Source organism: Streptomyces sp. NRRL S-87, from assembly GCF_000719335.1.
Lineage (GTDB): Bacteria > Actinomycetota > Actinomycetes > Streptomycetales > Streptomycetaceae > Streptomyces.
In genome coordinates this window covers 1-22,136 of the sequence record NZ_JOGB01000039.1, presented here as the reverse complement: position 1 = coordinate 22,136, position 22,136 = coordinate 1, and the positions used below count along the sequence as shown (strand labels likewise).

Annotated in this window: 15 protein-coding genes, 1 tRNA gene and 5 pseudogenes; 10 read left to right on the top strand and 11 right to left on the bottom strand. The window is 73.2% G+C overall.

The features are described 5' to 3' along the window. Positions 1-180: 180 nt before the first annotated feature. The 5 genes and pseudogenes from ispD to IF43_RS39785 form a co-directional block, all read left to right on the top strand. Positions 181-969, top strand: a complete 789-nt coding sequence (ispD, locus tag IF43_RS0123790) for a 2-C-methyl-D-erythritol 4-phosphate cytidylyltransferase (RefSeq protein WP_030204165.1) — start codon at positions 181-183, stop codon at positions 967-969. Further along, positions 959-1,405 (top strand): annotated as a pseudogene (gene ispF / locus IF43_RS39790) (2-C-methyl-D-erythritol 2,4-cyclodiphosphate synthase); the annotation flags it as partial. The gene ispD and the pseudogene ispF, both read left to right, overlap by 11 nt. A gap of 232 nt (positions 1,406-1,637) precedes the next feature. Further along, positions 1,638-3,038: a cysteine--tRNA ligase gene (gene cysS, locus IF43_RS0123785; RefSeq protein WP_030204163.1), complete on the top strand. Its 1,401-nt coding sequence runs from the start codon at positions 1,638-1,640 to the stop codon at positions 3,036-3,038. Positions 3,039-3,134: 96 nt separating this feature from the next. After that, positions 3,135-4,091, top strand: coding sequence for a 23S rRNA (guanosine(2251)-2'-O)-methyltransferase RlmB (rlmB, locus tag IF43_RS0123780; protein WP_030204160.1), 957 nt, complete (start codon positions 3,135-3,137; stop codon positions 4,089-4,091). 5 nt (positions 4,092-4,096) lie between these two features. After that, positions 4,097-4,291 (top strand): annotated as a pseudogene (locus tag IF43_RS39785) (dTDP-4-dehydrorhamnose 3,5-epimerase family protein); the annotation flags it as partial. A 74-nt stretch (positions 4,292-4,365) separates the two neighbouring features. Here the strand turns inward: IF43_RS39785 and IF43_RS43565 are convergent. Beyond that, positions 4,366-4,491 (bottom strand): annotated as a pseudogene (locus IF43_RS43565) (NAD-dependent epimerase/dehydratase family protein); the annotation flags it as partial. After that, positions 4,488-5,356: pseudogene (locus tag IF43_RS36815) on the bottom strand (dTDP-glucose 4,6-dehydratase). The pseudogenes IF43_RS36815 and IF43_RS43565, both read right to left, overlap by 4 nt. Before the next feature lie 195 nt (positions 5,357-5,551). Here IF43_RS36815 and IF43_RS0123765 point away from each other — a divergent pair. After that, positions 5,552-7,171: a DoxX family protein gene (locus IF43_RS0123765; RefSeq protein WP_030204156.1), complete on the top strand. Its 1,620-nt coding sequence runs from the start codon at positions 5,552-5,554 to the stop codon at positions 7,169-7,171. Positions 7,172-7,376: 205 nt separating this feature from the next. Here IF43_RS0123765 and IF43_RS0123760 read toward each other — a convergent pair whose 3' ends face one another. From IF43_RS0123760 to IF43_RS0123750, 3 genes are all read right to left on the bottom strand, one after another. Beyond that, positions 7,377-8,138 carry a nucleotidyltransferase family protein gene (locus tag IF43_RS0123760; protein ID WP_051795963.1) on the bottom strand — a complete coding sequence of 254 codons (762 nt, stop codon included), beginning with the start codon at positions 8,136-8,138 and terminating at the stop codon, positions 7,377-7,379. Positions 8,139-8,301: 163 nt separating this feature from the next. Next, entirely contained in the window at positions 8,302-8,715 is a 414-nt protein-coding gene (locus tag IF43_RS0123755) for a hypothetical protein (RefSeq protein ID WP_030204152.1), read from the bottom strand. A 243-nt stretch (positions 8,716-8,958) separates the two neighbouring features. Then, positions 8,959-10,047, bottom strand: a complete 1,089-nt coding sequence (locus IF43_RS0123750; protein WP_030204146.1) for an ABC transporter ATP-binding protein — start codon at positions 10,045-10,047, stop codon at positions 8,959-8,961. A gap of 205 nt (positions 10,048-10,252) precedes the next feature. On the opposite strand from IF43_RS0123750, the gene IF43_RS0123745 reads away from it, so the two are divergent. The 3 genes from IF43_RS0123745 (at position 10,253) to IF43_RS38245 (ending at position 14,223) form a co-directional block, all read left to right on the top strand. Continuing rightward, positions 10,253-10,326 (top strand) — tRNA-Thr (locus IF43_RS0123745). A gap of 208 nt (positions 10,327-10,534) precedes the next feature. Then, positions 10,535-12,226, top strand: a complete 1,692-nt coding sequence (locus IF43_RS38250; protein WP_234332513.1) for a VCBS repeat-containing protein — start codon at positions 10,535-10,537, stop codon at positions 12,224-12,226. Positions 12,227-12,390: 164 nt separating this feature from the next. After that, positions 12,391-14,223 carry a VCBS repeat-containing protein gene (locus IF43_RS38245; RefSeq protein WP_051795959.1) on the top strand — a complete coding sequence of 611 codons (1,833 nt, stop codon included), beginning with the start codon at positions 12,391-12,393 and terminating at the stop codon, positions 14,221-14,223. Positions 14,224-14,346: 123 nt separating this feature from the next. Here IF43_RS38245 and IF43_RS0123730 read toward each other — a convergent pair whose 3' ends face one another. From IF43_RS0123730 to IF43_RS0123715, 4 genes are all read right to left on the bottom strand, one after another. Continuing rightward, a complete protein-coding gene (locus IF43_RS0123730; RefSeq protein ID WP_051795956.1) occupies positions 14,347-15,783 on the bottom strand; it encodes an FAD-binding oxidoreductase in 1,437 nt (478 codons plus the stop codon). A 212-nt stretch (positions 15,784-15,995) separates the two neighbouring features. Beyond that, positions 15,996-16,481 carry a GNAT family N-acetyltransferase gene (locus IF43_RS0123725; RefSeq protein WP_030204138.1) on the bottom strand — a complete coding sequence of 162 codons (486 nt, stop codon included), beginning with the start codon at positions 16,479-16,481 and terminating at the stop codon, positions 15,996-15,998. Positions 16,482-16,543: 62 nt separating this feature from the next. Next, positions 16,544-17,551, bottom strand: coding sequence for a zinc-binding dehydrogenase (locus tag IF43_RS0123720; RefSeq protein ID WP_030204136.1), 1,008 nt, complete (start codon positions 17,549-17,551; stop codon positions 16,544-16,546). A gap of 140 nt (positions 17,552-17,691) precedes the next feature. Beyond that, positions 17,692-18,930: an FAD-dependent oxidoreductase gene (locus tag IF43_RS0123715; protein ID WP_078910391.1), complete on the bottom strand. Its 1,239-nt coding sequence runs from the start codon at positions 18,928-18,930 to the stop codon at positions 17,692-17,694. Positions 18,931-19,052: 122 nt separating this feature from the next. Between IF43_RS0123715 and IF43_RS0123710 the strand changes: the two genes are divergently transcribed. Beyond that, complete coding sequence (locus IF43_RS0123710; RefSeq protein ID WP_078910390.1) at positions 19,053-19,772, top strand: pentapeptide repeat-containing protein; 720 nt, start codon at positions 19,053-19,055, stop codon at positions 19,770-19,772. Between the two features lie 122 nt (positions 19,773-19,894). On the opposite strand, the gene IF43_RS0123705 is transcribed toward IF43_RS0123710, so the two are convergent. After that, positions 19,895-20,395, bottom strand: coding sequence for a hypothetical protein (locus IF43_RS0123705; RefSeq protein ID WP_030204129.1), 501 nt, complete (start codon positions 20,393-20,395; stop codon positions 19,895-19,897). Positions 20,396-20,584: 189 nt separating this feature from the next. Next, a pseudogene (locus IF43_RS0123700) lies at positions 20,585-21,559 on the bottom strand (M4 family metallopeptidase); the annotation flags it as partial. Positions 21,560-22,136: the final 577 nt, after the last annotated feature.

Below are 22,136 nucleotides of genomic sequence, written 5' to 3'. Positions count from 1 at the left end.
GTACGGCCGGGCGCCCACCTGGCATGCCGGGCCCGGGCAGTTCACCCGACCGGTCGTCACGGAAAGGGCCCCGGTCAGGGCTTCGCGCCCGGCACCTTCAGGCCATACCCACGTCGGCCGAGGGCACAAACCTGGCCCACTCGTTGTCACAGCACCCGTTGTCACAGCCCGGAGCAACTGATGTCTGACGAAACGCGCCCCGAAGGCGCCGCGCGCGCCGCGGGCGCCCCCGGTGACGGCCACGGCAGGACCGCCGCCGTCATCCCCGCCGCCGGCCGGGGCGTCCGCCTGGGCCCCGGCGCCCCGAAGGCGCTGCGCACCCTCGGCGGCACCCCCATGCTGATCCACGCAGTCCGCGCCATGGCCCGCTCCCGGGCGGTCTCCCTGGTCGTGGTCGTCGCCCCGTCCGACGGCGCCGCCGAGGTGCGCAACCTCCTCGCCGAGCACGCCCTGCCCGAGCGGACCGACGTCCTCGTCGTGCCCGGCGGGGAGACCCGCCAGGAGTCCGTACGCCTCGGCCTCGACGCCCTGCCGGCCGGCTACACCTCCGTCCTCGTCCACGACGCCGCCCGCCCGCTCGTCCCCGTCGACACCGTCGACGCGGTCGTCGAGGCACTGCGCGAGGGCGCCCCCGCCGTCGTGCCGGCCCTGCCCCTGGCGGACACCGTCAAGGAGGTCGAGCCCCGGCCCGCCGGCGAGCCCGAGCCCGTCGTCGCCACCCCCGAGCGGTCCCGGCTGCGCGCCGTGCAGACCCCGCAGGGCTTCGACCTCGACACCCTGCTGCGCGCCCACGAGAAGACCGCCGTCAACGGCGAGGGCGCCACGGACGACGCCGGCATGGTGGAGAAGCTCGGCGTCACCGTCCTCCTCGTGCCCGGCCACGAGGAGGCCTTCAAGGTCACCCGCCCGTTGGACCTCGTGCTCGCCGAGGCCGTACTCGCCCGCAGGAGGGCCACCGATGCCTACTGAGTCCGCCGCGACCCACGCCGCCGCGTCCCACGCCGCCGCGCCCGCGCCGCCCCTGCTGCCGCAGGTCGGCATCGGCACCGACGTGCACGCCTTCGAGGAGGGCCGCGAGCTGTGGTGCGCGGGTCTGCTGTGGGAGGACGAGGCGTTCGGCCTGGCCGGCCACTCCGACGGCGACGTCGCCGCCCACGCGGCCTGCGACGCCCTCTTCTCCGCCGCGGGCGTCGGCGACCTCGGCGCCCACTTCGGCACCTCCCGCCCCGAGTGGGCCGGCGCCTCCGGCGTCACCCTGCTCGCCGAGGCCGCCCGGATCGTCCGCGCCGAGGGCTTCGCCATCGGCAACGTCGCCGTCCAGGTCATCGGCGTGCGCCCCAAGGTCGGCAAGCGGCGCGAGGAGGCGCAGAAGGCGCTGTCCGCCGCCGTCGGCGCCCCCGTCTCGGCCCCGCCGCGACCGGAGCCCGGGCCGCCCCGACGGAAAAACGTGGCCCGCCGCGACCGGAGCCCGGGCCTCCGCGACGGCCGTCCTCATCCGGGGCGGCGGCCCGGTCCCCCGGGGCCGCCCGGAGCGGCCGCCGCCCCGCCGGGACCGGGGGCGGCAACTCGGCAACAAACCCGTCCCGGGTCGCGCCGGGGTCTCCGGGCACTGCCCGGGGCCCACTACCCTTGTTGCCGTGACTATTCGCCTGTACGACACCAGCGCCCGGCAGATCCGCGACTTCACCCCGCTCGTGCCGGGCTGCGTCTCGATCTACCTGTGTGGTGCGACCGTGCAGGCCGCCCCGCACATCGGGCACATCCGGTCCGGGCTCAACTTCGACATCATGCGCCGCTGGTTCGCCTACCGCGGCTACGACGTGACCTTCATCCGCAACGTCACCGACATCGACGACAAGATCATCGCGAAGGGGGCCGACCAGGGCCGCCCGTGGTGGTCCATCGGCTACGACAACGAGCGCGCCTTCAACGAGGGCTACGACGCCCTCGGTTGCCTGCCGCCCACCTACGAGCCCCGCGCCACCGGCCACGTCACCGAGATGGTCGAGATGATGCGCGGCCTGATCGAGCGCGGCCACGCCTACGAGGCCGACGGCAGCGTCTACTTCGACGTCCGCTCGTACCCCGACTACCTCAAGCTCTCCAACCAGGAGCTCGACAACCTCCAGCAGCCGTCGGAGGAGGGCATCACCGGCAAGCGCGACCCCCGCGACTTCGCCATGTGGAAGGCCACCAAGCCCGGCGAGCCCTCCTGGGAGACGCCGTGGGGCCGCGGCCGCCCCGGCTGGCACCTCGAGTGCTCGGCCATGGCCCACAAGTACCTCGGCTCCGCCTTCGACATCCACGGCGGCGGCCTGGACCTGATCTTCCCGCACCACGAGAACGAGATCGCCCAGGCCAAGGCCTTCGGCGACGACTTCGCGAACTTCTGGCTGCACAACGCCTGGGTCACCCTCGCCGGCGAGAAGATGTCCAAGTCGCTGGGCAACTCGGTGCTGGTCTCCGAGATGACCAAGCAGTGGCGTCCCATCGTGCTGCGCTACTACCTGGGCACCCCGCACTACCGCTCGATGATCGAGTACAGCGAGGAGGCCCTGCGCGAGGCCGAGTCCGCCTTCGCGCGCATCGAGGGCTTCTGCCAGCGCGTGACCGAGATGGCGGGCAAGACCGTCGACCCCGCCGACGAGGTGCCGCCGGCCTTCGCCGACGCCATGGACGACGACATGGGCGTCCCCCAGGCACTGGCGATCATCCACACCACGGTCCGTCAGGGCAACAGCGCCCTGGCCGCCGACGACAAGGAAGGCGCGGTCGCCCGCCTCGCCGAGGTCCGCGCGATGCTCGGCGTCCTCGGCCTCGACCCGCTCGACCCGCAGTGGGCCGGCGAGGGCGACCGCGGCGAGGACCTCCACGGCGTCGTCGACTCGCTCGTCCGCCTCGTCCTGGAACAGCGCGAGTCCGCCCGCGCCCGCAAGGACTGGGCCACCGCCGACGCCATCCGCGACCAGCTCGGCCAGTCCGGCCTGGTGATCGAGGACAGCCCCTCCGGTCCCCGCTGGACCCTCGGCCAGCGCTGATCCGCAGGCCCGTGATGTGCCGCCCGGGCCTCCGGGCGGCACACTTCATTACAGACGTACGTACGCCGTAGAACGTAGAAACGAAACAGGTAGGTCATGGCCGGGAACAGCCAGCGCAGGAACCGCCGCACGTCCAACAAGAAGGGCGCCACGGTCGGCAGCGGTGGCCAGCGGCGCCGTGCCTTGGAGGGCAAGGGCCCCACCCCCAAGGCGGAGGACCGCAAGGGCCACAAGGCCTACCGGGTCGCCAACGCCATGGCCCGGCAGGCCGCCAAGCGCCGCCCCGCGCCCCGCCGCGGCGGCCCCAAGGGCCAGAGCGAGATGGTCGTCGGCCGCAACCCGGTGTTCGAGGCGCTGCGCGACGGCGTGCCCGCGACCACCCTGTACGTCCAGCAGTTCATCGACAACGACGAGCGCGTCCGCGAGGCCCTCGCCCTCGCCCAGGCCCGCGGCAACATCAACCTGATGGAAGCCCCGCGCCCCGAACTCGACCGGATGACCAACGGGCTCAACCACCAGGGCCTGGTCCTCCAGGTCCCGCCGTACGAGTACGCCCACCCGGAGGACCTCACCGCCGAGGCGTTCGAGAACGGCGAGGACCCGCTCATCGTCGCCCTCGACGGCGTCACCGACCCGCGCAACCTCGGTGCCATCGTCCGCTCCGTCAACGCCTTCGGCGGCCACGGCGTGGTCATCCCCGAGCGCCGCGCGGCCGGCATGACCGCCGGTGCCTGGAAGACCTCCGCGGGCACCGCCGCCCGGACGCCGGTCGCCAAGGTCACCAACCTGACCCGCGCCCTCCAGGAGTACAAGAAGGCCGGCATCGCGGTCGTCGGCCTGGCCGCCGAGGGCGAGCACGAGCTGCACGAGCTGGAGGCCCTCGAAGGCCCGGTCGTCATCGTGGTCGGCTCCGAGGGCAAGGGCCTGGGCCGGCTCGTCGGCGAGACCTGCGACTTCCTCGTCCGCATCCCGATGCCGGGCGGGGCCGAGTCCCTGAACGCCGGCGTCGCCGCCGGCGTCGTCCTCTACGAGGCGGCCCGCCGCCGGGCCTGAGCGCCGTGCGGGCAGCCGAGCTGTCGATCAGTGGATGCTGGGAGATCACGCCGGATCTGCACGCCGATGCCAGGGGGACGTTCCTGGAGTGGTTCCGGCCCGACCTCCTCGCCGACGTGGTGGGCCACGGCATGACCGTGGCCCAGGCCAACCTCTCCGTGTCGGCGAAGGGGGTCGTGCGGGGCATCCACTTCTCGCAGGTGCCTCCCCGCCACGAGCCGGTGGGCGAGCGCCACGGACCAGGTCGGATGCCCGTACTGCGGCCCACCGCGGCCGGGTCCGTGATGTCGAGGTCGGAACGGGTTGCCGCGGTGACCTCGTGCCCCTTGTCCCGCAGGGCGTCGACGACGTCGCGGCCGAGCATGCCGGCGGCGCCGGTGACGAGCCGGCGGAGCGTCACGTCAGTGCCGCGCTCGCCTTGAGCGGCCGCCACCACGACCGGTTGCGGTCGTACCACCGGATCGTCTCCTCCAGCGCCTCGTCGAATTTCCGGTGCGGGGCGTATCCGAGTTCGGTGGATATCTTCCGGATGTCGAGCGAATAGCGCGCGTCGTGCCCTTTGCGGTCCGCCACCCGGTCGACCATCTCCCATCCGGCGCCGCAGGCCGCCAGAAGGCGGGCGGTGATGTCCGCATTGGTCAGTTCGGTACCGCCGCCGACGTTGTACACCTCGCCGGGCCCGCCTTTTGCCAGGAGCAGGCCGACGGCCCGGCAGTGGTCGGACACGTGGAGCCAGTCGCGCACGTTCCGGCCGTCCCCGTAGAGGGGGACGGGGAGGCCTTCCATCAGATTGGTGACCAAGAGCGGGATCAGCTTCTCGGGGAACTGGCGGGACCCGTACGTGTTCGAGCCCCGGGAGACCACGACGTCGAGGCCGTGGGTGCGGTGGTAGGCCAGTGCCATGAGGTCGGCGGACGCCTTGGAAGCGGCATAGGGCGAGGTGGGCGCCAGCGGGCTGGACTCCGTCCACGATCCTTCGTCGACGGATCCGTAGACCTCATCGGTGGAGACGTGGACGAAACGTCCGACGGAGTGTCTGAGGGCGCTGTCCGGTCCATCAGCCGGGCGTCGCAGATGTCCCCCGGCACGAAACGGAATCGCGGGTCGGCGCACACGGCACGGAGGTTCGCCGGATTTCCCGCCCTCGTCAGTTTGTCCACCACCGTGATGCGGCCGTTTCCGATATCCGGCATTTCACCCCTGAGGGCGGAGCGGACGAAATGGGAGCCGATGAATCCGGCGCCACCCGTTATCAACAGGTCCATGAATTGACCCTAGGGTCGGGCAGGTTGGGCGACAAGGCGGTCGGCCGCCCGTGGGCCTGAAGGGAACTGTCGGGGTGGATTCGGTAGCCGGGGTCGCTCAGACGTTCTCCAGTGGGAGGAATGGCCGGATCTTGACGGGTCATGGACACATCGGTGCTGTCAAGGCAGTGTCCTAAACACTGATCACTCGGTTAGATGAGTGTGGACACCAGAACGCCGAGGTTCGACGACCAGCCCTCGCTGAGCATGGTCAAGGTGCCGTGCGACCCCGCGCAGGTCATCGTCAACCACGCCAGCTTCCGCGTGCAGCTCGCCCCCGCACCGCGGCCGAAGAGCGCCGCGGCGCCCAGGATGCCCGTCCTCGGCACCACCGGCGCCGCCGCGGGCACGCGCCGGCGAACCCCCGTGGTGTGGAGCGGCAAGGCCGGACCGGGCGGCGCCGCGGCCACCGGCGGCCTCCTCCAGGCCGTCCGCGAGGCCGACCAGGCCCGCGCCCTGCGCGAGGACGCCGGAGCCACCCAGGTCATCCCCCGCGTGGACCTCTTCCAGGACACCATGCCGACCCCCGCCGTCATCGGCCAGCAGCGCGGCCACCACGACGACGACACCCAGCTCCTCGCCCCCGTACGCGACACGCTCCCCGGCCCCGCCGGTCCGGGACCCTACGGCGGCGGCGCGTACGGCGGCTACGACTCCGGCTACCGGGCCGCGCCCCACGGCGACGGGGCGGCCTACACGGACGAGGAGATCGCCGCCGAACTCGCCGCCGCCCGCCGCCAGAGCTCCGAACCACCCGTCCGCCACGGGTACTACCCGGACCGCCGCATGAACCTCGGCGTCGTCCTCCTCCCGCTCCGCGTCTTCCTCGGCTTCATCTCCATCTACGCCGGCATGGGCAAACTCTGCGACCCCGTCTACTTCGACGGCGGCGAACGCGGCTCCATGGTGACCTGGCTCCACACCCTCCACCCCTGGGCCCTCGCCGAGCCGCTGCGCGACTTCGCCCTGGCCCACCCGGTCGGGGCCGGCCTCAGCGTGGCCTTCCTCCAGGTCATCGTCGGCGTACTGACCGTCTTCGGACTCTGGCAGCGGTTCGCCGCCGGCATCGGCGCGCTGCTCTCGGCGGCCCTGCTCATGACCGTCAGCTGGAAGACCGTCCCCGCCTACGACGCCCCGGACATCATCTACCTCGCCGCCTGGAGCCCCCTGCTCATCGCCGGCGCCCCCATCTACTCCATCGACGGCCGCCTCACCGGCGAGGCCTGGCGCACCCTCGGACCCCGCTCCACCCTCTGGGAGCTGCGCCGCCGGGTGCTGCGCCGCGGCACCCTCATCGCCACCGTGGTCGTGGGCCTCACCCTGCTCATCGGCTCGGTCCTCGGCGGTGCCGTCCGCTCCACCACCGTCGTGACCGTTCCCGGCCCCGGCGACGCCCCGAGCAACTACCTGCCCGGCTCACCGCTGCCCACCGAACCCGGTGCCAAGCCCCGCAAGCGGGTCCGGCCGAGCGCTTCCGGCTCCCCCTCGGCCGAGCCGTCCAAGTCGCCCGAGCACCACCGCACCACCCCGGCCACGCGCGAGACCGCCACGGTCGGCGCCGAGTCCCCGACCGCCACGGCGGGCACCGGACGGCACCGCACCAAGGCGCCGCGCACCAGCGCCCCGCACACCCCGGCGGGCTCGGGCGGCCCGAGCGCCTCGGGCGGCTCGAGCACCGGCGGCTCCTCCTCCTCCGGAGGCGGCGGCTCGACCGAGCCCGAGAAGCCCGGCGGCGCCGCCGGCGGCGGCGGACTGGTGGGCGGCCTCCTCGGCTGACCCGCGACGCCCGTCGCACGCACGGAGAGCCCGGCACGTGTCGCACGTGCCGGGCCCTTCCGCATGCCTCGGGCGCCCCGCCCCATGCCCCCGGAGAGCGGCCGGGGGCGTCCGACGGCTCAGGACCGGCCCGCCCGACGGCCCAAGGCTCCGGCTGCCCGACGGCTCAGGGCCGGGCAGCCGGGGGATGGGGACCCGACAGGCCCTACACGCCCCGCTGGGCGGCCAGTTCCTTCGCCGCCTCGGTCAGGTCCTTCGCCGTGTCGATCGCCCGCCAGTAGGCCCCCTGCGGCAACGGGAAGCCAGCCAGCCGCCGTTCGCGGGCCAGCCGCGGGAACGTCGTGCGCTCGTGGTCGCCCCGGTCGGGCAGCAGGCCCGCGAACTCGGCGGAGAAGACGTACACGCCCGCATTGATCAGGAACGGCGACGGCGGGGACTCGATGAAGTCCAGCACGTGCCCGAACTCGTTGGTCTCCACCGCACCCCACGGGATCCGCGGCCGCGCCAGCGCCAGCGTGGCCGTCGCCGCCCGCTCCTCGTGGAACGCAGCCATCTCGCGCAGCGAGAACCGGGTCCAGATGTCGCCGTTCGTCGCGTACCAGGGCCGGTCCGGATGCGGCAGGTGCGCGGCCGCGTACTTCAGGCCGCCGCCGCGCCCCAAGGGCTCGGTCTCGACGACGGTCGTCACGCGCAGCGGCAGATCCGCCTTGGCGAGCCAGTCCTGGAGGACCTCGGCGAGGTGCCCGCACGACACCACGGCGTCCGTGACGCCCTCGGCGGCCAGCCAGGCCAGCTGGTGGCCGATGATCGGCACGCCCGTGCCCGGGATCTCGACCATCGGCTTGGGGCGGTCGTCGGTGTACGGGCGCAGCCGCGAGCCCTGGCCGCCGGCCAGGACGACCGCCTGGGTCGGGGCGGCGGCGAGCGCGGCCGTCGGGGCTGCTGCGGTGGCTGAGGGGTCCGTCATGCCCCGCAGCCTATGCGGGACCGTACCGGTGCGTACGGCAGGGGGGACGGCCGTGTGCGCCGGGCGGGCGGTGGAGGCGTACGGCGGGAGGGGAGACGGCGTACGGCGGGGCCGGACCGTGCTCGGAGCGGTCCGGCCCCGGAGGGTCTCTCGGTCTGTCTGCTCAGCGGAAGGAGGCGACGCCGGCGGCGTACGACGTGTCGCACACCGGCCGGGCGGCCTTCTGCGCCAGGGTCGGTCCCTGGAGGCGCGCCGCGGCCTCGCCGATCGCGTGGGCGATCACACCGCAGTAGTCGAAGAGCGACGGGCGCTTGTTGACCTCCTGCTGGAGGTGCGTGAGCACGACACCCGGGTCCTTCGTCTCCTGGAGCTCCCCGAGGAGCTTGTCGCGCAGCACGTCCTGCGGGGCGCTGGGCTTGGCGCGGGTGGAGACGTTCTCGGCGGAGGCCGTGAGGACCTGGGACGGGGTGTTGTCGGCCCAGGGGACCATGGTGACCGCGAGGGTCCCGGACAGGACCAGGACGACGGGCAGGACCAGGGCGAGGGATCGGCCGATACGGCGGGCAGAGTGGGTCACGAGGGCGAGAGTAGCGCTCGGTGAAGATTTGGAGACATTTAGTCACCCTGTCGGGGGATGGTTCGACGTGGCTTTTCGAATGGGGAGTTGACGGCGGGGTTCGAAACTTCCCGGTGTGGTGGGTTATCCGTCCGAGGGGCCGCGGCGGGACCCGCACGCGCCGGGCGCCAGGGGCCGGGGCCGGGAACGCCGGACGGGGGCGGCCGCAGCGGCCGCCCCCGTCCAACACCGCCTCACTGGGCCTCAGTCGGAGAGGCGCTCACCGGTCGAGGTGGAGAACACGTGCGTCTCGCCGCCGCGCGGGACCACGTGCACCGTGGAGCCCTTCTCCGGCACCTGGCGGCCGCCCACGCGGACCACGAGGTCCTTCTCGCCGCCACCGATCCGCGCGGTGCCGTACACGTAGCCGTCGGCGCCCAGCTCCTCGACGACGTTCACGGTGACGGCCAGGCCGCCCTCCTCGACGACGTCGAGGTGCTCCGGGCGGATGCCGACCGTGACGGTCTTGTCGCCCTTGTCGGCCGCGGCGGACAGGGCCTCGCGGGAGACCGGCACGACGCTGTCGCCGAACTTGACGCCGCCGTCGGTGATCGGCACCTCGACGAGGTTCATGGCGGGGGAGCCGATGAAGCCGGCGACGAAGAGGTTCGCGGGGCGGTCGTACATGTTCCGCGGGGTGTCGACCTGCTGGAGCAGACCGTCCTTGAGGACCGCCACGCGGTCGCCCATGGTCATGGCCTCGACCTGGTCGTGGGTGACGTACACGGTGGTGATGCCGAGGCGGCGCTGCAGGCCCGCGATCTGGGTGCGGGTGGACACGCGGAGCTTGGCGTCGAGGTTCGACAGCGGCTCGTCCATGAGGAAGACCTGCGGCTGGCGCACGATGGCGCGGCCCATGGCGACGCGCTGGCGCTGGCCGCCGGAGAGGGCCTTCGGCTTGCGGTCCAGGTACGGCTCCAGGTCGAGGATCTTCGCGGCCTCCTCGACCTTCTTGCGGATCGTGCCCTTGTCGACGCCGGCGATCTTGAGGGCGAAGCCCATGTTGTCGGCGACGGTCATGTGGGGGTACAGCGCGTAGTTCTGGAAGACCATCGCGATGTCGCGGTCCTTCGGCGGCAGGTGCGTGACGTCCTTGTCGCCGATGCGGATCGCGCCGCCGTTGACGTCCTCCAGGCCCGCGAGCATCCGCAGGGAGGTGGACTTGCCGCAGCCGGAGGGGCCGACGAGCACGAGGAACTCGCCGTGCTCGATCTCCAGCTCCAGCTGGTCGACCGCGGGCTTGTCGGAGCCGGGGTAGAGCCGGGTCGCCTTGTCGAACGTGACAGAAGCCATGGTGATGCGTCCCTTCACCGGCAGGAACGTGCCGGACGATCCGAGTAAAGGAAGGATGGGTCTAGTCCACAGTGCGGACTTCCCCGCGACGCTACCCGCCCGGCCGTCGTCTGTCAGCACCCGGGTACGTGAGATTCCGTACGGCCCACCCCGCCGGCAATCGGAACGACCGGCACTGCCGGGCCTGGGTACACTGCACGGACGTGCCGCCTTAGCTCAGTTGGCTAGAGCGCTTGACTTGTAATCTTGAGGTCGTCGGTTCGATTCCGACAGGCGGCTCTTCCCGAAGGCCCCCGGCTCCTCCGGCCGGGGGCCTTCGTCATGCCTGCGTGTCGTGCAGAGCGAGGCGTGAGCGCCTCCGGGATGCGGCGGGTGGCGGGAAGGGGCAGGTCGGTGGCGTGTTAGCGTCCCGGCGCGGCGGCGGGGAGCCGTTGCGTGGGGGGCGGCCGTGGGGCCGCCGGACATGGGGGGACTTTTCGTGCGCAGGATGACGGCCGTGGGCGGGGCGGTGGCGCTGCTGCTGGCGGGGGCCGGGGGCGCGGTGGCCGCGGACGACCCGAGCTTCCGCTTCGACGGCGTGCAGGACTGGAACGTGCAGCCCGGCGAGGGCTGGGCCGAGCTGGGTCGGATGTCGACCGGCTCGCAGACCGGCGCGGAGCAGAAGGGCACGTTCGTCTTCGCCCTGAGCCGGAAGCCGCTCAACGACCCGACATGGGCGGCCGGCGGGGTGCCCGCCGGGCTGTCGGTGGACAAGAACGGCTGCACGGCGAAGGCCGGGGTCGCCGGGGTGTACCTGTGCGACTTCGAGGGCTGGGCGGTGAACGGCCCGAACGTGTCGGCCGCGGCCTCGGCCAAGGACGGCACGAAGGCGTACTACGGCGTGGCGTTCGTGCCCAGCGGCGCGAGCGTCGCCAAGGGCGTCAGGGAGGCCCAGACCGCGGCCGGGCGCCCGGAGGACGGCCGGCACGCGGCACGCACCGTGACGGCGCTGACGGCGGCGCACGTGGCGCGCAACACGATGAAGCTGTCGACGCCGGACGTGAAGGCCGGCGGTTCCGTGGTGCAGACGGTGCAGCTGCACGCCGTGGACGCCGCCGAGTTCGGGGTCTCCTTCGAGCCCGCGCGCGGCTACCGCTGGTGGGACATGGGCGCGGACGAGCTCAAGGTGGCGGTGACGGCGGTCTCGGCGACCGGCAGGAAGGTGCCGTCCTGCGACCACGTGATCGGTGAGCCGTACGGCGCCTCGGCGCGCTGCACGATCACCGCGCCGGGTGACTACACGGTGTCGTACACGCTGGCGGCGGGGGCGAAGGCGCCGGCGTGGCGGCTGAAGGCGATCGCGTCGTACGAGGTGTACGGCTTTGGTACCGGGAACCCGTGGGCCGCGTCGTCGTTCGGGGTGCGCAGCGACGTTCCGGTGGTGGAGCGGTACAAGCTGTTCGCCCGGGACTCCCGCGGCGACGTGATCGCGTACGACGGCCGGGCGAAGGGCGAGTTCTTCGACACGGCGCTGGGCGGGACGTTCGACTGGAACCGGTACACGGCGATCACGACCCTGGCGCCGGTCACGGTCCAGGGCACCGGGCAGGGTGCGGTGGCCCGGGACAGGGCGGGGGTGCTCTGGTACCACCGCAGTTCCGGTGACGGCGGGGTGTTCCGGTCCCGGGTGAAGGTCGGTACCGGCTGGAACGCGTACGACGCGCTCGTCGGGACCTCCGACGTGACGGGGGACGGCAAGGCGGACCTGGTCGCGCGGGACGGGTCGGGTGTGCTGTGGCTGTACCAGGGGACCGGGACGCCGGGTGCCCCGTTCGCGCCGCGCAAGAAGGTCGGTTCGGGCTGGTGGCAGTACACCGCGCTGGTCCGCGGCAACGACCTGACCGGTGACGGCAGGGCCGACCTGGTGGTGCGGGACAGGGCGGGCGCGCTGTGGGTGCGCCCGGGTACGGGCAGGGCGGCGGCGCCGTTCGGGAAGCCCGTGAAGGTGGGCACGGGCTACAACGCGTACAACGCGCTGGTGGGCTTCGGGGACCTCGACGGTGACCGCAGGCCGGACCTGCTGGCGCGTGATGCGGCCGGAGTGGTGTGGCTGCACAAGGGCACGGGCAGGGCGGCGGCGCCGCTCGCGGCCCGGGTGAAGGCGGCCGGCGGGTTCAAGGCGTACAACCTGCTGTTCTGACGCGCCCGTTGGTGCTGTTCGGACCCTCGCCCGTCGGTGTCGGCCGGTGGGCGGGGGCTGAAACTTTGTAACAGAAGCCGGTGTTGTACGGTCCGCGCACGTCATGCGGGGAACATGACGTTGCCGCGGCAGGCACACTGTCGCCTTCATGTGTGGAGCGCGAATTGCGCGAAGACATCAACGGCATCGGCAGCACTGATCGCACGGATCCCACGGGTCGCACGGACCGCACGGACCGCACGGACCGCGGCGATCGCAAGGAAGGCCGGGGCGCGCGGCGTCCCGGTGTCGTCGGGGGAGTTCTCGTCAGCTGTGCGGCGCTCGTGGCCGCCGGGGTGGTCGGTGCGATGCCGGCCGCCGCGGCGGGCGGGGTCCGGGCCGACGAGGCCTATTCGTTCACGTATCTCGACCACGTCGTTCCGCCCGGTGACGGCTCGGTGGCCGTCCTGAAGCCCGATCTGCTGCGCGGCACGCCGGACGGCACGCTCGTGTACGCCCTGTCGAAGGCGCCGCTGACCGACGCGTCCTGGGCGAAGGGCGGTCTCCCGGCCGGTATGACCGTGAAGACGGGTGACGGGTGTACGGCGTCGCCGTCGGTGAAGGGCGTCTACCTGTGTCCGGTGAGTGAGGACAACGGGTACGTGGGGCCGGCGGTCGCGGCGGCCGAGTCCGTGAAGGACATGACCAGGCTGCACTTCGGCGTGGCGTACGCGCCGCGCGGCTCGAGCATCGCGAAGGCGGTCAAGGCGGCTCAGTTGTCGGGCCGTTCGCCGGTGAAGGGGACGGTCGAGGCGCACAGCGTGACCGTGCTGACCGCCGAGCACGTCAAGAAGAACAAGACGACGCTGACGCTGCCGGACGTGCCGGCGGGCGGTTCGGTGACGCACACCGTCTCGGTGCACGCGATCGACAAGGGCGTGCTGTCGCTCGGCTTCGGTCCGCACACGGGCTTCCGTCCGTGGGACCCGGACGAGTTGAAGGTGGAGCTGGTGTCGGTGCGTGCCGGTGCGGGTGCGACCGACTGCGTGGTCCAGCGGGGCGAGTTGAAGTGGGAGGGCCTCGTATGCAACGTCCGGCCGGGTGACGTGAAGATCACCTACCGGCTGACGGCGAACGCGAAGAGCCCGGCCTGGAAGATCGACGCCTTCGCGAACTACAACGTCTACACCTCGGGTTGGGGTGACGCGGGCGGCAACGGCACGTTCGGCGTGCGCGGGGGGACCGCGGTGCGCGAGCGGTACCAGGTGCTGCGTCGCGATCCGGCCGGGAAGCTCAAGGCGCACATCGGCACCGGTCGGGCCGCGCACCCGTTCGAGCGGGCGGACGAGATCGGCGACGAGTGGGGCAAGTACACGGCCCTCGCGAAGCTGGCGCCGCTGACCGTGCAGGGCACGGGCGGTCCGGTGGTGGCCCGGGACGCCGCGGGTGTGCTGTGGAACTTCGACTTCTCCGACCCCGAGCACGGTGGTGGTTTCTGGGACCCGAAGAAGGTCGGCGGCGGGTGGAACGCGTACGACCTGCTGGCCGGTGCCGGTGACCTGACCGGGGACGGCAAGGCCGACCTCGTCGCCCGCGACAAGGCCGGCGTGCTGTGGCTGTACCGGGGTACGGGGGTGCCGAAGGCGCCGTTCGAGCCGCGGGCGAAGCTGGCCGGTTCCTGGAAGGGCTACGACGCCCTGGTCGGCGGCTCGGACCTGACCGGGGACGGCAGGGCGGACCTGCTGGCGCGGGACGCGTCCGGTGCGGTGTGGCTGCTGAAGGGCACGGGCAGGGCGGCGTCGCCGTTCGCGGCCCGGGTCAAGGTGGCGACGGGCTGGTCGGCGTACGGGGCGCTGGTGGTGCCGGGGGACCTGACCTCCGACGGGCGTCCGGACGCGGTGGCCGTGGACCGGACCGGTGCGGTGTGGCTGCTGAAGGGGACCGGCCGGGCCGCGGCGGCCTTCGCGGCCCGGGTGAAGGTCGACTCGGGCTGGGCGAAGGGCGACCTGCTGTTCTGAGGGCTGGTGTTCTGAGGCCCTGTTTTCCGGGGCCTGGCGTTCGGGTCCTTGTGGTCCGATCCCGTCGTGAGGCGCCTCAGTGGGGTTCGGGTCCTTGGCGGTCCGATCCCGTTGTGAGGCGGCTCAGTGGCGGCCGCTGATGCGGTCCGCCACACGGGCGAGGGGGGCCGTCACCGCGCTGTGCGTGGCGGCCTCCCGGCGGTCCGCGGCGCGGTAGGCGGCGTAGAGGGCGTGGACGCCCAGCCAGCGGAAGGGTTCGGGCTCCCAGCCCCGCACGGCGTGTCCCACCCACGGCAGGTCGGTGAGCTCGGTGGGGCCGCCCTGGCCGGAGTCCTGGAGGACGAGGTCGCGCAGGGTGCGGCCGGCGAGGTTGGCGGTGGCTACGCCGGATCCGACGTAGCCGCCGGCCCAGCCCAGGCCGGTGGCGCGGTCGAGGGTGACGGTGGCGCACCAGTCGCGCGGGACGCCGAGGACGCCCGACCAGGCGTGCGCGATGCCGGTGCCGGCGAGCTGCGGGAAGAAGCGGACGAGGATCTCGCGCAGGGCGTCGACCGTGGCGGGCTGGGTGCGGCCGTCGTTGTCGGTGCGGGAGCCGTAGCGGTAGGGGACCCCGCGTCCGCCGATGGCGATGCGGTCGTCGGCGGTGCGCTGCGCGTACATGTAGGCGTGGGCCATGTCGCCGAGCGCTTCGCGGCCGGACCAGCCGATGGTGTCCCAGAGGGCGGTCGGGACCGGGTCGGTGACGATCATGGAGGAGTTCATCGGCAGCCAGGCCCGCTTGTGGCCCTTGAGGGCGGCGGTGAAGCCCTCGGTGCAGCGCAGTACGTAGGGGGCGCGGACGGTGCCGTACGGGGTGGTGGCGCGGCCGCGGGCGACGTCGGTGACCGGCGTGGACTCGTGGATGACGACGCCGAGGCGCTCGCAGGCGTCGGCGAGGCCCCGGACGAGCCGGGCGGGCTGGATGCGGGCGCCGTGCGGGGTCCACGAGGACCCGACGGCGCCGGTGACGCGGATGCGGGCGGCGGTCTCGCGGGCGCCGTAGAGCTCGCGGTCGGATTCGCCGTACGAGAGTTCGGTGGCGTGGAACGCCTTGAGGCGGGCGAGCTGGGCGGGGGTGTAGGCGACTTCGAGGACGCCGCCGCGGTGGACGTCGGCGTCGATCGACTCCTCGGCGGCGGTTTCGACGACCTCGGTGACGGTGTCGTTCATGGCCCGCTGGAGGCGGACGGCGGCCTCGTGGCCGTGCAGGCGGGCGTACCGGTCGCGGCCGGCGATGCCGTTGTAGAGCCAGCCGCCGTTGCGGCCGGAGGCGCCGTAGCCGCAGAACTTCTGCTCCAGGACGGTGACGCGGAGGTCGGGGGCGGCTCGTTTGAGGTAGTACGCCGTCCACAGGCCCGTGTAGCCCCCCCCGACGACGCAGACGTCGGCCGTCGCGTCGCCGGGGAGGGGCTCGCGGGGCGGGGGCGTGCCGTCCTGGGCGTACCAGAAGGAGATCCCGCCGTTGACCGGCTGCGGTGTGGGGCTGGGGCTGGGACTGGGGCTGGGGCTCGTGGTGCTCATGGGGGTGTTGGTACCCCGGTGGGGCGTGTGGTGCCAACGGGCACGCTGTCGGGGAAGCGGGGTGGAAAGCGGTCTGTGTGTCCGGGGTCCTGTGCCTGTGTGCCTGTGTGCCTGTGGTGCTGTGGTGCTGTGGTGGGGTGGTGCTGTGGTCCTGTGTGTCCGTGTGTCGAGGACGTCGGTGGGGCTGTGGCTCAGGTCAGGGACAGGTCCGGTCAGGGCCGGGCGGGTGAGGTGCCGAGGGTGGTGAGGGCCTCGTCGGTGAGGCGGTAGACCGTCCATTCGTCCTGGGGGCGGGCGCCCAGCGATTCGTAGAACTTGATGGACGGCTCGTTCCAGTCGAGCACGGACCACTCCAGGCGCCCGTAGCCGCGGTCGACGCAGATGCGGGCGAGCTCGGTGAGGAGGGCCCTGCCGTGTCCGCCTCCGCGGTGCTCGGGGCGTACGTAGAGGTCCTCCAGGTAGATGCCGTGGACGCCGACCCAGGTAGAGAAGTTGAGGAACCACAGCGCGAAGCCGGCCGCCTCGCCGTCGTCGGTCTCGGCGATGTGGGCGAAGGCGGCGGGGTGCTCGCCGAACAGCGCCGTGTGCAGCTGCTCCTCGGTGGCTCGCGCCTCGTGGAGGGCCTTCTCGTAGTCCGCGAGTTCGCGGACCATGGCGTGGATGACGGGGACGTCGGCCGGGGTGGCGGTACGGATCATGGGGCCAGGGTAGGGAGCCGCGGGCGCGCGGTGGCGCCGGATCCCGTTGGGTGAGACGTCCCTCATGGCTCCAGCACCACCTTGCCCATGGTGGCCCGGCCCTCGAGCGCGCGGTGGGCCGCGGCGGCCTCGGCGAGCGGGAAGCGCTGTACGGCCGGTACGAGGCGGCCCGCGGCGGCCTCGGCGAGGGCGCGGGTCTCGAGCACCCGGACGGGGTTGTCGCCGCCGCCCGCTTTCGCGAGCATCGGCGGGCCGAGGACGGACCGGGAGGTGATGCCCCGTTCGGCCAGCTCCTGCTCGGTGAAGACCAGCGGGCCGCCTTCGTGCACGCCCCCGCTGGACCAGCCGAAGACGAGGTGCTGTCCGCCGGGGCCGAGCAGGTCCACGGCCGCGCGGCCGGGCTCGCCGCCGACCGAGTCGAAGACGACCGTGGCGTGCCGGTCGCCGAGGAACTCCCGTACCCGCTCGGGCCAGTCGGGGGCGTTGTAGTCGACGGCGAGGTCGGCGCCGTTGGCCGCCACGGCGGCGGCCTTCGCGGGGCCGCCGGCCAGGCCGATGACGGTGGCGCCGGCGTGGCGGGCGTACTGCACCAGGAGGGTGCCGATGCCGCCGGCGGCGGCCGGGACGAGCACCACCGAATCCGGGCCGAGGGCGGTGAACTGCAGGATGCCCATGGCCGTCCGGCCGGTGCCGATCATGGCGACGGCCGCCGCCGGGTCCAGACCCTCCGGTATCGCGTGCAGTCGGGCGGCATCGGTGACGGCGAGTTCGGCGTAGCCGCCGGGGACCGTGCCGAGATGGGCGACGACCCGCTTGCCCAGCCAGGCCGGGTCGGTGCCCTCGCCGAGCGCCTCGACGGTGCCGGCCACCTCGCGACCGGGGATGGTGGGGAGTTCGGGTAGGGCGGGGAGCGGACCCTGGAAGCCCTCGCGCAGCGCGGTGTCGAGCAGGTGGACGCCGGCGGCGGCGACGGCGATGCGGACCTGGCCGGGGCCGGGGACCGGGTCGTCGGTCTTTTCGTAGGTGAGGTTCTCGGCAGGGCCGAAGGCGTGTAGTCGGATGGCGTGCATGGGGTGCTCCCGGTGCTGGTGGCTGTTGGGGGGAGAGGGGGGTGCGGGGTGGGGAGGGGGATGGGTGGTGGGTGGTGGGTGGCTGTGGGTGGTGGGTGGGTGGTGCGGTGACGAGCCAACAGCCTCAACTGCGCTTGAGGTCAAGTGCCGGTGGGTTCGGTGATCGTGGTGGTTCCTGTGGTTCGGGTGGTTCGGGTGGTTCGGGTGGGGGCGGTGGATCCGGCCGTGCCGGTCCGTGCGGTGCTGCGCATGGCGAGGGCTACGGCCTCGATCGCGCTGTTGAACGACACCTCGCTGAGCACCCCGGGCGCCGACACCTGGTCGCCGGCGAGGTAGACCCCGTCGCCCCGGTCGATGGCGGGCCGGTCCCGCCAGGTGGTTCCGGGCAGGTCCAGCGCGCCGGTCCGGCCGTCCGCGACGGCCTCGCGGCGCCACACCGAGCGTTCCCGCCAGCCCGGGAAGCCGAGGTCGAGCACCCGCTCGGCGCGGGCGACGGCCACGGCCCGGTCCTGCCCCGGGGCGATCGGCAGTTGCGCCTGCACCAGCGACTGCTCGGCGGGGGCGAGGGAGCGGTCCTGGGCGGTGAACCGCTCGAACCACCCCGGCTCGTCGAGGTCGGAGATCGCGTACGGGTCCCCGCGGCGCTCGCGCAGCGCGAGGTCGAGCAGGACCGTACGGCCGCTCTGCCAGGTCAGCGCCGGATCCCCGAGCAGGGTCCGGGCCGCGGCCAGCGACGTGGCGACCACCACCGGTCCGCCGCCCTTCGGCAGTGCCTCGATGCGTGCGCCGGTCTCGATGCGGACGCCGAGGGAGCGGGCGCGGTCCGCCATCCGGTCGGTGACCGACTGCCAGCCGCCGCGCGGGAAGACGGCCTCGGGCGGCAGCTTCGCCACCCGGCGCAGCCGCTCCTGCACGAAGGCGGCGGAGAGCGAGCCGACGTCGTGGTGGAAGAGGGCCACGGCGAGGAGGTTCGCGACGGCCCGGGCCCCGTCGGCGCCGACCAGCCCGGCGGCCCAGGAGTGGAAGTCGCGGTCGACCGGCGCGTCGGCGACCGGGCGGAGCGCCAACCGCAGCAGGGCCCGCGGGGGCAGGCCGCGGAGCCGCCCGCCGTGGTGGAGGCGCAGCCCGGCCGCGTCGCGCAGGGGGACCCGGGCGAGCGGGCCGGTCAGGCCGCGGGCGGTGAGCCAGGACCAGTGCGGGCCGCACCGGTAGAAGGCGTGCGGGCCCTCGTTCACGCGGTAGGGGCCCTGGGCGGTACGGGCGCGGCCGCCGAGCGTGCGGTGGGCCTCGTAGAGGGTGACGCGGGCGCCCGCCTCCGCGGCGCTGACGGCGGCGGTGAGTCCGGCGAATCCGCCGCCGATGACGGTGAGCTGCTGCATGTGCTGCCTCCCTGGCACTGGTCCGGTCTCCGGGTGGTGCGTGCGCAGAGAAGACAGCCACGGGGGCCCGGATGTGACACGGCCGGGGGCGGGCTGTCAGTGGGGCGGGCCACCATGAGGGCATGGTGCGCAGTGGTGGTACGGGTGGTGGCCGTGGTGGCGGGCGTGGTGCGGGTGGTGGGGGTCGCGGTGCGGTGAGGGGCGCGCGGCGGCCGGAACTGGTCCTGCCCGAGCTGCGCCGGTGGGACGGCGGGGAGCTGCAGCCGGACGGGGATTACGACGGGCTGGAGTTCCTGGACGAGGACTTCGCCGGGCAGGAGGGGATCGGGGCGCGGTTCATGGACTGCGCGCTGCGGGGGTGCGCGCTGGACGAGGCGGGTCTGGGCAGCGCGCGGGTACTCGACTCGGTGTTGGAGGGCGTGCGGGGGGTGGGGACGAACCTGTCCCGGGCCTCGCTGCGGGACGTGGAGGTCGTGGACGCGCGACTGGGCGGGACGCAGCTGCACGGCGCCACGCTGGAGCGGGTGGTCGTCCGCGGCGGGAAGATCGACTACCTGAACCTGCGGATGGCCACCCTGAAGGACGTCGTCTTCGAGGGCTGCGTGCTGGTGGAGCCGGACTTCGGGAACGCGGAGCTGACGCGGGTCGAGTTCCGTGACTGCACGCTGCGGCGGGCCGACTTCACTGGCGCCCGCATGGCGGACGTCGACCTGCGGGAGGCGGCGGAGCTGGACATCGCCCGGGGCATCGAACGGTTGGCGGGTGCGGTGATCAGCCCCGGACAGCTGATCCACTTGGCGCCGGCGTTCGCGGCACAGCTGGGGGTGCGGGTGGAGGGGTAGGGGGTAGGGGATGGGGGCGGGGGGCGGGTGTAGGGCGGGGTGTTCGGGATGGGGCCGGGCTGAGCTGGGCTGAGCGGCTGGGGCCGGGCTGGGGAGGGCCGGCTCGTGCTGGATGGGTTCGCTCAGGGCACCCGGGGGAACTTGGCCTGGAGCGCCCACAGGTGGGGGTTGTCGGCCAGGCCTTCGTGCATGTCGGTCAGGTCCGCGATCAGGTCGTGCAGGAAGTCGCGGGCCTCGCGGCGCAGGAGGGCGTGGCCGAAGGTCAGCGGGGGCTCCTCGGCCGGCATCCAGTCGGCCTCGACGTCCACCCAGCCGAAGCGGCGCTCGAAGAGCATGCGGTCGGCGGACTCGGTGAAGTCCAGTTCGGCGTACTGGCTCCGGGCGGCTCGGCTGCCGCGCGGGTCCTGGTCGAGCTGCTCGACGATGTCGCACAGCGCCCACGCGAAGTCGAGCACCGGCACCCATCCCCAGGCTGTGGACAGCTCGCGGTCCTCCTTGGTGTCAGCGAGGTAGACGTCGCCGCAGAAGAGGTCGTGGCGCAGCGACCGGATGTCGGCGGACCGGTAGTCGGTCTGCGGCGGGTCCGGGAAGCGCGAGGAGAGGGAGTAGCCGATGTCGAGCACGTACCGATGGTGTCACGGGCCGCGCGGTGCCGTCCTCGCGCGGCCCGTGAGACGGGGGGCCTGGGCTCTCCGGCCGTCCGTGGGACGGGGGGATGGGGTTCGGGCCGTCCGCGGGGCGGGGGCCTGGGGTTCGGGCCGTCCGGCGGGAGTCCCGGGGTTCGCGCCGTCCGAGGGGGCCCGGCTTCCTGGCTACTTCACGTTGACCGCGGCCCAGGTCGCGGCCACTGCGTTGACCTGCGGCGAACCGGTGCCGTAGAGCGCGGCCGCGGCGGCGAGGGTCGCGCTGCGGGCCCGGGCGTAGTTCGTCGTCGAGGTCATGTACGTGGTCAGGGCGTGGTACCAGATCCGGGTCGCGGCATCGCGCCCGATCCCCAGCAGCTTCGAGCCGTCGTACGTCGGGGAGTCGTACGCCACGCCGTTGATGACCTTGGGTCCGCTGCCCTCGGCGAGCAGGTAGAAGAAGTGCACGGCCGGCCCGGACGAGTAGTGGGGGTCCATGCCCCCGAGGTCCTTGGACCAGTAGTCGGGGGAGTGGCCGTCGCTGCTGGGGCGGTCCATCCTGCGCAGCGCGCTGCCGTGGATCTGCTCGCCGATGAGGTAGTCGCCCGGGTCGGCGGGGTTGTCGGCGAAGAACTCCCCGGCGGTGGCGAGCATGTCGGAGGTGGCCTCGTTCAGGCCGCCGGGCTCTCCCGAGAAGAGGAGGTTCGCGGTGGCGGCCGTGAGTCCGTGGGCGATCTCGTGTCCGACGATGTCGAGCGAGATGAACGGGCGCCCGTCGGGGGTGTCCTCGTACGTGACGCAGCCGCACGCGTCGGACCAGTACGCGTTGCCGCCGCCCAGGCCCGCGTGGACGCGGGAGTTCACGCCCCTGCCGTCGCCCCGGGGGCCGCTCCTGCCGAACGCGGCCCGGTAGAAGTCCCAGGTCACGGCGGCGCCGTAGTGGGCGTCGACGGCGGCGGTCTGGCGGTTGCGGGCGGTGCCGTCGCCCCAGGTGTTGTCGGGGTCGGTGAACAGCACCGCCGCTCCGGGGCTGCTGCCGCGCATGTCGTACGTCTTCTGGCCGCCGCGGGTCTTGTCGTGGAGCTCGTACAGGGTGCCGTTGAAGAACGTGCCGAGCGTGACGGTGCCGCTGTACTGGCTGTATCCCGTGCCGGCGGTGCTGAGCGCGGTGGGGACTGCGGTGGGGACCGCTGCGGGTGCTGGGGTGCTCGGGTAGGTCGAGGCGTGGCTGTTCGTGACGGCCAGGGCCGGCTGGGCCGTGAGCGCGGTGAGGGCGGTGAGGGCGGTGAGGGCGGCGGGGGCGAGCAGTGCTCGGGTCCGGCCGCGGGGGGTCGTGCCCGTGCGTAAGGCGGGGGACTGGGAGGACACGGGGTCTCCTTCGCTGAGCCGTGGGGGGCGTGCGCGAGGGGGAGCGTCCCGCGGAAGGTGGGCTACCGGCAGGGGGCGGTGGCGAAGATGGCCGCCCAGCGCTACTTGCTGTCCGGATACCGATGCTGGAGGTCTTGGGGGCCTTGCGGGCCTTGGGGGCCTTGCGGGCCTTGGGGCCTTGGGGGTCTCGGGGTACCTCGGGCTGTGGGTGGTGCCGGGGGCGGGTGGGGTGGCTGCGTGGGGTGGGGCGGGGGCTTCGGGCGGCTCGCTTCGAGGGTGGGTCCCGTGGTGTGTGGGTCCCCTCGGCGCTTGACAGGGGCGGCCTGCAGGCCCTGCGGCAGGCCCACCCCGAGGGCTTTGGGGCTTCGCCCTG

Bases quoted from the DNA above. Each gene is read 5' to 3' on its own strand.
- ispD (WP_030204165.1), top strand. From the start codon at position 181: ATGTCTGACGAAACGCGCCCCGAAGGCGCCGCGCGCGCCGCGGGCGCC.
- rlmB (WP_030204160.1), top strand. From the start codon at position 3,135: ATGGCCGGGAACAGCCAGCGCAGGAACCGCCGCACGTCCAACAAGAAG.
- IF43_RS0123765 (WP_030204156.1), top strand. From the start codon at position 5,552: ATGAGTGTGGACACCAGAACGCCGAGGTTCGACGACCAGCCCTCGCTG.
- IF43_RS0123760 (WP_051795963.1), bottom strand. From the start codon at position 8,138: ATGACGGACCCCTCAGCCACCGCAGCAGCCCCGACGGCCGCGCTCGCC.
- IF43_RS0123750 (WP_030204146.1), bottom strand. From the start codon at position 10,047: ATGGCTTCTGTCACGTTCGACAAGGCGACCCGGCTCTACCCCGGCTCC.
- IF43_RS38250 (WP_234332513.1), top strand. From the start codon at position 10,535: ATGACGGCCGTGGGCGGGGCGGTGGCGCTGCTGCTGGCGGGGGCCGGG.
- IF43_RS0123730 (WP_051795956.1), bottom strand. From the start codon at position 15,783: ATGAGCACCACGAGCCCCAGCCCCAGTCCCAGCCCCAGCCCCACACCG.
- IF43_RS0123725 (WP_030204138.1), bottom strand. From the start codon at position 16,481: ATGATCCGTACCGCCACCCCGGCCGACGTCCCCGTCATCCACGCCATG.
- IF43_RS0123720 (WP_030204136.1), bottom strand. From the start codon at position 17,551: ATGCACGCCATCCGACTACACGCCTTCGGCCCTGCCGAGAACCTCACC.
- IF43_RS0123715 (WP_078910391.1), bottom strand. From the start codon at position 18,930: ATGCAGCAGCTCACCGTCATCGGCGGCGGATTCGCCGGACTCACCGCC.
- IF43_RS0123710 (WP_078910390.1), top strand. From the start codon at position 19,053: ATGGTGCGCAGTGGTGGTACGGGTGGTGGCCGTGGTGGCGGGCGTGGT.